Below are 12,223 nucleotides of genomic sequence, written 5' to 3'. Positions count from 1 at the left end.
GGACGGATTAAGCGCGGGTCAGCTCGCCGCGTACCGGACCCGCTACCTCGAGCTCGATGACGCGTAGTCCGGCCTCGCGGGCGTCGTCAAGCAACTCCTCGTCAACGTCCGTCGTGGTCAGAACCAGGGCGGTCGGGCCCGCGCCAGAGACGAAGGCTGCGTAGCCACGGTTACGCAAGCGGTTGACCCACTCAGCGGTGACCGGCAGCACGTCAGCACGGTACGGCTGGTGCAGGCGGTCGCGGGTGCCCTCCCAGAGCAGCTCGGGGTGGGACTGGATGGCAACCGTCATCACCGCGGTACGCGACACGTTGAAACGCGCATCCGTGTGCGTGACGTGGCTCGGCAACACCTGCCGCACCGCGTTGGTCGAGGCGTGGAAGTTCGGCACCAGCGCCACCGCACGAATCGAGGGATCCACGGGGACCCCGACAGCCCGGTAGACCGGATGCGATACACCATCGACAGGAATCTCGGTCCAGGAGACAACCGCCCCGCCGAGCACAGATGCGGCAGCATTATCAGGATGCCCCTCGAACGCCGAGGAAAGCTGCACAACTTCCTCTGTGGAAAGCGGGTTACCAGCCAGTGTGTTTGCCGCCACAACGCCTGCGACAGCCGCAGAGGCCGACGAACCAAGCCCACGAGACTGCGGGATGTTGTTCGTGCACACCACGCGAAGGCCTGGTACAGAAACATCAGCAGCCTTGAGGCCAGAACGAATCGCTTTGACTACGAGGTGAGAGCCGTCGCGCGGCAGGTCCTCGGCGCCTTCGCCGAAGATTTCCACCTCAAGCCCGGACTCGATGACCTCAACCTCGACAGTGTCGTAAATGGAGAGAGCGAGCCCCAACGTATCGAAGCCCGGTCCTAAGTTCGCCGACGAACCCGGCACCGTCACAGTCGCCTTTAGGCCTACTTCAATGTCTGTCGCCATGATGTGCTCCTTGTCTGTAGGTATCTCAGCTTAGGCGTCTAGGCGGATCACCGAGTTGATTTGCTGCACATCCGGGTGCTGCGAGAGGCGCTCCACGATGTCACGTAGGTCCTTCTCCAGCGCCTTGTGCGTCACCACGATCAGGTGTGCCTCATCGCCGGACTCCTCCTGGCGCACTGCGGAGAGCGACACGTTTGCCTCCGCAAACTTTCGGGTCAGCTCCGCCAGCACACCAACGCGGTCGTTGACGGTCATGTTCACGTGGTAGCGAGTCGCCACCTCGTCGAAGCCGACCACTGGGTAGTTCGCGTACGGGTTCTCCGCTGGTGCACGACCGCCGTGCACCTTGTTGCGGGCTGCACCGACCAGGTCGCCCAGCACTGCAGACGCGGTAGGAGCGCCACCAGCACCGTTGCCGTAGAACATCAGGCGGCCAGCAGCCTCAGCTTCGACGAAGATGGCGTTGTACGACTTATCAACGCTCGCCAGCGGGTGCTCGTTCGGGATGAGCGTCGGGTGAACGCGAGCATTAACAGCAGTGGTCTTACCGTTTTCGTCGTAGAGGCGCTCACAGATCGCCAGCAGCTTAATCGTCTGGTTCGACTGCTTCGCCGCAGCAATATCCTCAGCAGTAATCTTCGTGATGCCCTCGCAGGACACATCGTCGAACGTGACTCGTGTGTGGAAGCCCATCGAGGCAAGGATCGCTGCCTTGGAAGCCGCGTCGTGCCCCTCAACGTCGGCGGTCGGATCAGCCTCTGCGTACCCCAAACGGGTCGCCTCAGCGAGTGCTTCCTCGTAGGTCGCTCCAGTCGAAGCCATCGCGTCCAAGATGAAGTTAGTCGTACCGTTCACAATGCCGGAAATGCGCTGAACCTGGTCACCGGCCAACGAACGACGCAACATACCAACAACTGGAATCGCCGCAGCAACCGCTGCCTCATAATAGAGATCGACGCCTACTTCATTCGCGGCGTCGGCAAGCTCGGAACCGTGCGCTGCAACCAGCGCCTTGTTTGCCGTAACAACGGACTTACCTGCCTTCAGAGCAGACAACACCAGTTCACGCGGGTAGTCGATGCCGCCGATGACCTCGACTACAACATCAACGTCATCGCGAGTGATCAGCGAGCGAGCGTCATCAGTCAGCTCAATGCCTTGCACCTCAGGCGCATCCTTGTGCTTTTCCACGTTGGAGACCGCAACACCGCGCACCTCAAGTGGGCCACCGATACGCTGCTCAAGATTGTCAGAAAACTCCCGAATGAGGCGAAGCACCTCACTGCCCACAGTGCCTTTCCCCAAAATAGCGACACCGACCGGCTGACCAATTCCCTTACCTGGGTAATTACCGTTACGGCTCTCTGCAGATTCGACCGACATCTCTAGATTCTCTCCTACTTCGATACTGGTACGTTCAGCTACGGCGCAGTGTACCGCTTTGTCTATTTCGCACAGAATACATTCTTATTTATATTCACGCGAGAGAATGTCTTCAACAGTTTCTCGCCGCACCATCGGCTTGATCTTTCCAGCCCGGACCGCGACCACGGCAGGGCGCCCAAATGAGTTGTAATTCGAGCTCATCGGGTAGCAATACGCTCCTGTCGCAGGCATCGCGATCAGGTCGCCGCTGACAATGTCGTCCGGCCACTGAGCATCCTCGATGAGAATATCGCCGGACTCACAGTGGGAACCCACCACACGAGTTGCCACCGGCTGGCCGCCTGTAAACCTGTTGACCACCCGGCCCTCGTAGACGGCGTCGTAAAGCGCTGGACGAATGTTGTCGCTCATGCCACCGTCAACGGAAATGTAGCGACGCGTCTTGGTGTACGAAATCTCGACGTCTTTGACCACGCCCGCGCTGTATAGCGTAATGGCAGATGGCCCGGCGATCGCACGGCCAGGCTCGACAACCACGGTCGGCGACGAGATGCCGAGTTCACCGGCAACCTCGTCGACGGCAGCCAACAGATCTTTCGCAACCGCAGCAACGTCCAATGGCGCTTCTTCCTCAAGCTGCGCGATGCCATATCCGCCGCCAAGGTCCAAGTACTCAAGCGCAACGCCGCGCTCGGTCCAAATCTGCGCATACAGCGCAAGCACACGTTCCGCGGCGAGCTTGAACCCGTCTGCATCAAAGACCTGGGAGCCTACGTGGCAGTGCAGGCCGGTCAGGCGCAGATGCTCCGCATCGATCGCGGCACACGCCGCCTGATAGGCAGAGCCAGACGCCAAGGAAATACCAAACTTTTGGTCCTCGTGGCTCGTCGCGATGAATTCGTGTGTGTGCGCGTCTACGCCTGGCTTCACGCGGATAAAGACCTCTTGGGTGGTCCCCATTTCCCCGGCAAGCTCATTGAGCTCTCGAAGCTCCTGGTGAGAATCAAGGACGACGTGCGCTACCCCGGAATCGATGCACAGCTGCAGAAAGCTGCGTGACTTGTTATTCCCGTGCACCGTAATCCGCTCTGGCGGAAAGTTTGCAGCAAGCGCAATGCGAAGCTCATTTTCGCTCGCAACATCAAGCGCGAGGCCTTCCTCGTCAACCCAGCGGGCAATGTGCGTGGTCAAGAACGCCTTCGACGCGTAGTGCACATGTGCTGGGTCACCGAACGCCTTTGCCATATCGCGACACCGCGAGCGGAAGTCGTCCTCATCCACCACCATGACGGGCGTACCGTACTCTTCGGCAATCTCTGGAAGGGGCACGCCAGCGATAGTCACGACCCCGTCTTCTTCTCGTCTGGTGTTGCGTGGCCATACGTGCGCGGGAAGCGCATCAAACGCTGCGGTCATGTACTTCCTCCTACATCCGTTCCGGCGCGCTCACGCCGATCATGCCGAGTGCGTTTGCAAGTACCTGGCGCGCTGCCATCGCCAGTGCAAAGCGCGCGGTATGCAACGGCTCAACTTCTTCGCCAGGCTTCGGCAGGATCTGGCAGGCGTCGTAAAACTTGTGGAAGGAGCTAGCTAGTTCCTCCGCGTAGCGCGCGATTCGGTGCGGTTCGCGCAGCTGCGCGGCGGTGCTCACTACCTCTGGGAACTCACCCAGGGTACGAATGAGGTCGCCCTCCTTTTCATGCTCGAGCAACGCAACGTCCGCGCCGTCGGTAGTGACGCCAGCTTCCTTCGCCTTGCGAGCGATGGAGCACAGACGCGCGTGACCGTACTGCACGTAGTACACGGGATTGTCGGAGGACTGCTTAGTCCACAGGTCAAGGTCAATGTCCAACGTGGAATCCACAGAGGAGCGCACGAGCGAGTAGCGAGCCCCGTCAACGCCGATAGCGTCCACGAGATCGTTGAGAGTAATGATCGTCCCGGCGCGCTTCGACATCTTGACTGGCTGGCCATCACGCACAAGGTTGACCATCTGACCAATGAGCACCTCGACAGCCTCAGGGTCATAGCCAAGAGCCTGCGCTGCGGCGCGGAGGCGCGCAATGTAGCCGTGGTGGTCCGCGCCAAGCATGTAGATCGCCAGTGTGTGACCGCGGTCAAACTTGTCTGCCACGTACGCGATGTCGCCTGCGATGTAGGCGGCGTCGCCATCGGACTTCAGCACGACACGGTCCTTGTCGTCGCCAAAATGGGAAGAGCGCAACCACCAGGCGCCCTCGTTTTCGTACAGGTTGCCGTTGTCTTTGAGCGTTGCAATCGCCTTATCGACGGCCCCACTCTCAAACAGCGAATTTTCGTGGAAGAACACGTCGAAGTCCACGCCGAACTCGTGTAAGGACTCCTTGATCTGAGCGAACATCATTTCCACGCCTGCGGCACGGAACGTTTCCTGCACGTCTTCGGGGCTGCCATCAAGCGCATTCGGTTGCTTCGCCACAATGTCGGCGGCAATGTCATTGATGTAGGAGCCGCCGTAGCCGTCCTCTGGAGTCGGCTCTCCCTTTGCCGCTGCTACTAGTGAACGTGCGAAGCGGTCAATTTGGCCACCGTGATCGTTGAAGTAGTACTCGCGGGTCACCTCGGCACCGCTCGCCTCTAGCACGCGGCCAAGCGAGTCGCCCACAGCTGCCCAGCGGGTCCCGCCAAGGTGGATCGGGCCGGTTGGGTTCGCCGAGACGAATTCGAGGTTGATGCGCTGGCCGTCAAGAAGAGATGAATTGCCGAAGGTCTCGCCTGCCGCCAAGATGTCCGCAACCAGCTGTCCCTGCGCGTCCGTGGCGAGGCGCAGGTTCAAGAACCCTGGGCCTGCGACGTCAGCTTCTGCGATTGCGGGGTTTTCCAGGAGGGCGTCGGCAAGCCACTGTGCAAGCTCGCGCGGGTTCGTACCGGCTTTCTTCGCCACCTGCAGTGCGATATTCGTAGCGTAATCGCCGTGCTCAGGGTTGCGCGGGCGCTCGACGGTCACTGCATCGGGCACGACGGATGCGTCGAGATTGTGGTCGGAAAGCACCTTGACGGTCGCTTCATGAACTGTTGTAGCGAGATCAGCTGGAGTCATGGGCAAACAGTCTAATTCACGTGCCGGACATTCTCCCTATTCCCCCATAAATGCCGCGCGACCCCCATTTGACTACCCCCACCATAGGTACTGAAAACGCTACTAGCTTGAACTTCTACAGACCTCATCCATTTGTGTGACCTAGCATACTTTTTGGTTTTCTCATTGCAGATGTCACCACAGTACTTTGGGGAGGTATTTTGTGTAGCCCTCTGACTCCAAGGAGTGTCTCAGTGGACAAGTTTCAAATTATTACCGACGCAGTAGGGGGAAGCCTCGGGCTTTCTGCGCTCGTTTCCACGATTCCCCTTCTGACGTTTTTCTTCATGCTGCTCGCGGTCAAAGCTCGTGCGCACACGTCCGGCGCAGTAGCGCTGGTCGCAGCTATCGCAGTCGCGATACTCGGGTTCAACATGCCAACCGAGATGGCACTTGCGACTGCACTACGCGGCGGATTATTCGGACTCTTCCCAATCGTGTGGGTGATCTTGACCGCGATTTGGTTTTACCAAATTACGGTTGCATCGCGTCGCTTTGAGGATCTTCGCCTGGTCTTTGACAAGATGGGCAGCGGCGACGTCCGCATCCAAGCAATGCTCATTGCATTCTGCTTCGGTGGCCTACTCGAGGCCCTCGCTGGATTCGGCGCACCCGTCGCGATTACCGCGACGATGATCCTGGCGCTCGGCATCCCACCTTTGAAAGCCGCAACGGTAGTCCTGATTGCAAATACAGCGCCTGTGGCATTCGGCGCCGTCGCCATCCCCATTACCACCGCGGGCGAGGTCGGTGGCCGCACCCTCGAGCAAACGCAGAACATCGCCGCGATCGTTGGCCACCAGACCCCTCTGCTCGCATTCTTTGTTCCTTTCATCATCGCAGCAATTATCGACGGCTGGCGAGGCATCAAAGAAACCGCGCCTATCGCGGTGGCGATCGGACTGAGCTTCGGCATTGCCCAGTGGTGGACATCGAACCACTTCGCCTACCAGCTCACGGATGTCGTAGCCTGCATCGTTGCCCTTGGGGCTGCCTTCGTGGCGCTTCACTTCTGGAAGCCTTCGACTACCGCCGCTCTCCGCGAACGCCTCGGCTTGCCTGAGTACGAGGACAATACTGAACTGCCTGGCACCCGCGTGTGGATGGCGCTGATGCCGTACGCAGTCGTGGTTGTCGTCTTCGGTCTAGCGAACCTGGGCACAACCATCCCGCAGTGGCTGAGCTCGTTCAAGATCAGCCTGACATGGCCTGTTATCGAGCGCGGACTGCTCTTCAACCAGCTGGGTGAGCCAATCAACACCGACTACACCTTCGCCTACATCAACAACCCCGGCACGCTCCTGGTCATTTCTGGCCTCATCGTCGCTATCGCCTACATGATCTTTGACGGCAACGGTCTCTACCAGCTCAACTGGGCACAGGTGGGACGTGAGTTCGTCGATACTTTCTGGCGCATGCGTTGGTCATCCACCACTATCATGTTGGTGCTCGCGTTGGCCTACGTCATGAACTACTCGGGCCAGACCGTTTCTATCGGCGAATTTTTCGCCAACATGGGCGGCGTATTCGCATTCGCTGCCCCAGTGCTTGGTTGGGTCGGCGTGGCAGTAACAGGCTCCGACACCTCCGCCAACGCGCTGTTCGCTAACCTCCAAGTCACCGCTGCAAATAAGTTGGGCCTCAACCCGGACCTGATGTTGGCGGCAAATACGACCGGCGGTGTCGTCGGAAAGATGATTTCGCCGCAATCCCTCGCTATTGCCGCGACAGCTGTGAATTTGGAGGGCAAAGAGTCCGAACTCTTTAAGAAAGTTGCAGGCTTTTCCGTGGTCTTCTTGGTTGCGGTGTGCCTGATTGTCTTCCTACAAACCAACCTACTGAGTTTTCTAGCTCCAACTGTTGTACCGTAGACGTATTACCATTATCTGTATCGTTCACGACCATCAAAGGAGTCCACATTGCGAGTAGCACTGTTTTCTACTTGTATCGGTGACGCCCTGTTTCCTGACGCCCACAAGGCCTCAGCACTTGTCCTATCTCGTCTGGGCTACGACGTAGTCTTCCCTGAGGGACAAACCTGCTGCGGCCAGATGCACGTCAACACGGGCTACCAGGAACAAGCTGTGCCAATCATTCAGACATATGCCGATGCGTTTGCCGACCCTTCCATCGACTATGTTGTGGCCCCTTCCGGCTCGTGCGCTGGTGCAGTTCGCGAACAGCACGTGCGCCTCGCCGAACGATACGGCAACAAAGCACTTGTCGACGGCGCTACGCAAGCAGCGAATAAAACCTACGAGCTCACCGAGTTCATCGTGGACGTCGCTGGCGTGACCAACCTCGGCGCGTTCTTCCCACACAGGGTGACTTACCACGAGTCTTGTCACTCTCGCCGCTTCCTGAAGGTCGGCGACCGCCCTTACAAGTTGCTTGAAGCCGTCGAAGGCATCGAGCTCGTGGACCTGCCGAACGTCGAAGAGTGCTGCGGATTCGGCGGCACCTTCTCGGTGAAACTGCCCGAGGTTTCCGCGGCGATGGTTTCCGACAAGGTGCGCCACATCAAGGAGTCAAAGGCGGAGTTTGTCACTGCCGGTGACTCCTCGTGCTTGATGAACATCGCTGGCGCGATGAGCCGCCAGCACAACGGCATCCGCGCGCTGCATATTGCAGAGATTCTCGCATCCACGAAGGAACACCCGTGGACGCCTACGACCGCTGCGTATTCGAAGGAGAAAATGCTGTGAAAGTTGCACTCGGCAAGCCAACGATGCCCCCAGTGGCGCAAGGACCGAACCACCTGCGTGGCTCGGAGCGCTTCGGACAGGCTGCGCACCACGAACTCGATAACGTTACGAAGCGTCGTAACCTCAACTACGCAACCACTGCTATTCGTGTAAAGCGTCAAAACGTTGTCGACGAGCTCGACGACTGGCAGGAGCTTCGCACCGCTGGCTCCACCATCAAGCAGGATGTTGCGGCTCGCATGCCTGAGCTGCTCGAGGAGTTCGAGCGCAACGTCACCGCGCGTGGCGGCCACGTCCACTGGGCGCGCGACGCCAAGGAAGCCAACGACATCATCGCTTCGCTCATTGAGGAGACAGGCGAGACTGAGGTTGTCAAGATCAAGTCGATGGCAACGCAGGAGATCGCGCTCAACGAAGAGCTGGAGAAGCGCGGCATCCACGCACAGGAAACTGACCTTGCGGAGCTCATCGTGCAGCTTGGTGAGGACTTCCCGTCGCACATTCTCGTGCCCGCAATCCACCGCAACCGCGAAGAAATCCGAAACATCTTCGTGGATAAGATGCCAAACACCGACGACTCACTGACGAACAACCCGGCAGAGCTCGCCGAAGCCTCCCGAACCTTCCTACGCGAACAGTTCATGAAGGCGAAGGTCGCGATCTCGGGTGCCAACTTCGGCATCGCGGAAACCGGTACCGTATCCATCGTCGAGTCCGAGGGCAATGGCCGCATGTGCTTGACCTTGCCGGAAACACTGATCTCAGTGATGGGCATCGAAAAGCTCCTGCCATCGTTCGAGGACCTCGGTGTCTTCCTGCAGTTGCTGCCACGCTCCTCCACCGGTGAGCGCATGAACCCGTACACCTCGCTGTGGTCCGGTGTTACTGAGGGCGACGGCCCGCAGAACTTCCACATCGTGCTCCTGGACAACGGTCGTACCCACGCGATGTCGAATGAGATCGGCCGCGAGGCGCTGAAGTGCATTCGCTGCTCCGCATGTCTCAACGTGTGCCCGGTCTACGAGCGCGCTGGTGGCCACTCCTACGGCTCGACGTACCCTGGCCCAATCGGCGCGATTATCACGCCGCAGCTGACCGGCATGGAGTCCGCCGAGGACCCGAACGCGTCGCTACCGTTCGCATCTTCCCTGTGTGGGCGCTGCAACGAAGTGTGCCCAGTGAAGATCCCGATCACAGACATCCTGCTTGAGCTTCGCCACCAAAAGGTAAAGGAGCACAAGCCTTTCCTGGAATCCACGGCCTTCGGCGCTATTTCCCTGCTGTGGGGCAAGCCTGCACTGTGGAACGCCGCAATGCACGTTGTAGCGCTGGGTCGCGTACTTGGCGGTTTCAAGGGCGAGATTTCCTCGATGCCCGGTTTCGTTGCTGGCTGGACCGACTACCGCGACGTAGCAGTTCCGCCGAAGAAGTCGTTCCGCCAGTGGTGGAATACGGACGAGGCGAAGGACCTCCTCGCTGAGGCCCGTCGCGAAGGCATCCCAGCTAATGTCAGGAAGGATGGCTAACAATGTCAAGCACCCGAAATGAAAGCGCGAAGCGCGAGATTCTTGACCGCATCCGCACTGCACAGAAGCTCTCCCATACCCCAGAGCACGTCGAACCTGTGCGCGAGTACCGCACCACCAGCGACCACACTCCCGAGCAGCTGCGCGAGATTCTCATCGATCGTCTCCTGGACTACAAGGCCACAGTTGTAGAGACAACGGAGGAGACCCTTGCCGCAGACATCGCCGATATTCTGGCGAAGCGCGAGGCAACCGAGATTGTTTACGCCCCGGGTCTCGACACCGCGCTGTTCGAAGAGTTTGCTGGCAGCGCCCGCCCAGACGACCCATCGAGCGATCCGCGTGAGCTCGGCACTATCGGTGCCGCAGTAACGGATTCCCACGTCACTTCAGCACAGACCGGTTCGATCGTGCTCGAAGCTGGCGAGCTGTGCGGCCGCCGTGCACTGTCACTGGTCCCCGATCGCCATGTGGTCATCGTCCGTCCAGAGTCAGTGGTCTACGGCGTGCCGGAAATGATCGCTCGCATCGATCCGGAAAAACCCGCTACCATGATTTCTGGTGGTTCAGCGACCTCAGATATCGAGCTTGTTCGTGTCGAGGGCGTCCACGGGCCCCGCGACCTGATCGTGATGGTTGTGAAGTAGAAACACACCGTCGACATTCCCTACCGATCAGCGCATCGGTAGGGATTTGTCTTTTCGCACCCCAACGGAAGGAATGCAATGCGCACCACAGCTTCAGTAATTGCGGCGCTCGGACTGCTTGGCATGGCCGTCGTAACGCCTGCTACTGCGCAGCCAGCACCGGCTGTGCAGTGGACCAAATGCCCGAAAGAAGTCAAAGATTCAACAGCGCAGTGCGGACACATCGACGTCCCCATGCGCTACAACCAGCCGAACGGCAAAAAGATTCAAATTGGATTCGTACGAGTCCCAGCGAAAACCCAAGCGCGCCGAGGCGCACTGTTTACCAACCCCGGTGGCCCAGGTGGCGACGCCTACGCTTACGCAGCCGGCAACATTCTTGATTTCCCGAAAGAACTCAACAACGAGTGGGACATCATCGGTGTGCAACCCCGTGGCCTGCCCGGCTCGACTGCACTTGAGTGCGCAATTCCCGATGTGAACGATCCTGGCCAGATAGCCAAGCTCACTGCTGACAGTCTCTTCAACGCAGGAGGTTTCAACCGTTCGGCCTGCCAAGGCGACAAGCCTGGCTACCCCGAAACCATCACCACGGAGAACACCGCGCGCGATTGGGAGGAAGTTCGACGCGCGCTGGGCTACCAGCAGATTTCCATCCTCGGTGTCTCCTACGGCACGTACCTTGGTTCCGTATACGCGACGCTATTCCCCCAGCACACCGACAAGGTTGTGCTTGACTCCGCAATGGATCCAACCCGTTCCTGGAACGGCATTGCCGCCGACCAACAAGCAGCGTACGAGAAGGCGCTCAACGAATACTTCGCGTGGGTAGCACTCAACGACGCCAAGTATCACATGGGCAACACTCCCCTGAAGGCGTACCAGTACTGGTCGCGCAAGGTAAGCGCGCAAGCGGGAACTAATCCCACCGTCACTCCCCCGCCTGCACGCGTTGGCGATCTGCCAGCGGGCCTGGAGTTCGCCGGACAGGCTGGCGCGGACGCCATGACAGCAGTCGGGAAAACCCGTGTCGAAGGTGAAGGCGTCATCAGCCGCATGCTGAACCCTGGTGCTGTACAAGCTAAGTCGCCGCTCCTGCAGGAGACCCGCGCTATGCTTCCAACCCCAAAGATGTGGGACTACCTGGCACGGTCCACAAACGGCACCCTGACCGCTGAAGAATCGAAGCAGCCGTCCAAGGAAGAGATTCAGCAGGCGGTGGATCAGATGATGGCGGTCGAGCAGCTGCAGGCTGCCCAGTGGTGCAATGAGAACGTTGTCCCCGGCGACCCAACGCTGCTCCCCTCATTTGCATGGTCACAGCTCACGGGAGACCCGTTTACGTTCTTCAACGCTTCACGCGGCTCAGGGTGGTACTGCAACGGCGCCGGCGCAGTCACCGGAATCGCGCCACTCAACGGGGCGGCATTAAAGACTCGCCCATTGCAGCTGTCCGCGACCCGTGACCCCCAGACGCCGTACTCAGGCCACGGACAACTCGCCCGCAGAATGGGAACCCAGGTAGTCACGATTCACGGCCCGGGCCACGCGCACTTCGGCACCGGCAATAAAGTTGTCGACGCCACCGTCATCAACTACCTGCGCACCGGCAAGGCCGATCGCACTGATGCACCAGGCTACTGGGAGGCCCAATAGCAGCTACTTTCCGCAGTCTTAGGCCAGTTATGTGCCCAGCATATCTGGTGCTAAGATTGCGTCATTGCTTGTGAATAAGCAGTGAGTCTCCGTAGCTCAGCGGATGAGAGCATCGGTTTCCGGTACCGAAGGTCGCAGGTTCGAATCCTGTCGGGGACACAATTTTTCAACTGTAAAGTGTCAGCACCTCGTGCACGTTGAGTGTCATCAGGTTGTGCACACTGGGTGTCAGGAGGTTGTGCACACTG

General features: G+C 59.3%; 9 protein-coding genes and 1 tRNA gene. 6 read left to right on the top strand and 4 right to left on the bottom strand.

Annotation, left to right across the window (positions count from 1 at the left end):
- Positions 1–7: 7 nt before the first annotated feature.
- The 4 genes from thrB to argS all read right to left on the bottom strand — a co-directional run bounded on the left by thrB (position 8) and on the right by argS (position 5,402).
- Positions 8–937 carry a homoserine kinase gene (thrB, locus tag QP752_RS06140; protein WP_070362638.1) on the bottom strand — a complete coding sequence of 310 codons (930 nt, stop codon included), beginning with the start codon at positions 935–937 and terminating at the stop codon, positions 8–10.
- Between the two features lie 30 nt (positions 938–967).
- Positions 968–2,320, bottom strand: coding sequence for a homoserine dehydrogenase (locus QP752_RS06135; RefSeq protein ID WP_070362639.1), 1,353 nt, complete (start codon positions 2,318–2,320; stop codon positions 968–970).
- Positions 2,321–2,404: 84 nt separating this feature from the next.
- On the bottom strand, positions 2,405–3,739 hold the full coding sequence (gene lysA, locus QP752_RS06130) for a diaminopimelate decarboxylase (protein WP_284804917.1): 1,335 nt from the start codon (positions 3,737–3,739) through the stop codon (positions 2,405–2,407).
- A 10-nt stretch (positions 3,740–3,749) separates the two neighbouring features.
- A complete protein-coding gene (gene argS / locus QP752_RS06125; protein WP_070479500.1) occupies positions 3,750–5,402 on the bottom strand; it encodes an arginine--tRNA ligase in 1,653 nt (550 codons plus the stop codon).
- A 233-nt stretch (positions 5,403–5,635) separates the two neighbouring features.
- Here argS and QP752_RS06120 point away from each other — a divergent pair, with 233 nt between their 5' ends.
- The 6 genes from QP752_RS06120 (at position 5,636) to QP752_RS06095 (ending at position 12,134) form a co-directional block, all read left to right on the top strand.
- A complete protein-coding gene (locus QP752_RS06120; RefSeq protein ID WP_070479499.1) occupies positions 5,636–7,312 on the top strand; it encodes an L-lactate permease in 1,677 nt (558 codons plus the stop codon).
- Between the two features lie 48 nt (positions 7,313–7,360).
- The gene (locus tag QP752_RS06115) at positions 7,361–8,146 is read left to right on the top strand and encodes a (Fe-S)-binding protein (protein WP_070479497.1); all 786 of its coding nucleotides are present in this window, start codon (positions 7,361–7,363) and stop codon (positions 8,144–8,146) included.
- The gene (locus QP752_RS06110) at positions 8,143–9,672 is read left to right on the top strand and encodes a LutB/LldF family L-lactate oxidation iron-sulfur protein (protein ID WP_070479495.1); all 1,530 of its coding nucleotides are present in this window, start codon (positions 8,143–8,145) and stop codon (positions 9,670–9,672) included. Before QP752_RS06115 ends, QP752_RS06110 begins: the two co-directional genes overlap by 4 nt.
- A gap of 2 nt (positions 9,673–9,674) precedes the next feature.
- Positions 9,675–10,319, top strand: coding sequence for an LUD domain-containing protein (locus tag QP752_RS06105; protein ID WP_070479493.1), 645 nt, complete (start codon positions 9,675–9,677; stop codon positions 10,317–10,319).
- A gap of 78 nt (positions 10,320–10,397) precedes the next feature.
- Entirely contained in the window at positions 10,398–11,975 is a 1,578-nt protein-coding gene (locus tag QP752_RS06100; protein ID WP_070479492.1) for an alpha/beta fold hydrolase, read from the top strand.
- 85 nt (positions 11,976–12,060) lie between these two features.
- Positions 12,061–12,134, top strand: a tRNA-Arg gene (locus QP752_RS06095).
- The last annotated feature ends 89 nt before the right edge of the window (positions 12,135–12,223 follow it).

It is taken from the genome of Corynebacterium sp. UMB10321 (assembly GCF_030228725.1).
Taxonomy (GTDB): domain Bacteria; phylum Actinomycetota; class Actinomycetes; order Mycobacteriales; family Mycobacteriaceae; genus Corynebacterium; species Corynebacterium pseudogenitalium.
This window is presented reverse-complemented; position numbering and strand designations above follow the sequence as displayed.

Coding starts and splice junctions, on each gene's coding strand:
- thrB (WP_070362638.1), bottom strand. CDS start 937: ATGGCGACAGACATTGAAGTAGGCCTAAAGGCGACTGTGACGGTGCCG.
- QP752_RS06135 (WP_070362639.1), bottom strand. CDS start 2,320: ATGTCGGTCGAATCTGCAGAGAGCCGTAACGGTAATTACCCAGGTAAG.
- lysA (WP_284804917.1), bottom strand. CDS start 3,739: ATGACCGCAGCGTTTGATGCGCTTCCCGCGCACGTATGGCCACGCAAC.
- argS (WP_070479500.1), bottom strand. CDS start 5,402: ATGACTCCAGCTGATCTCGCTACAACAGTTCATGAAGCGACCGTCAAG.
- QP752_RS06105 (WP_070479493.1), top strand. CDS start 9,675: ATGTCAAGCACCCGAAATGAAAGCGCGAAGCGCGAGATTCTTGACCGC.
- QP752_RS06100 (WP_070479492.1), top strand. CDS start 10,398: ATGCGCACCACAGCTTCAGTAATTGCGGCGCTCGGACTGCTTGGCATG.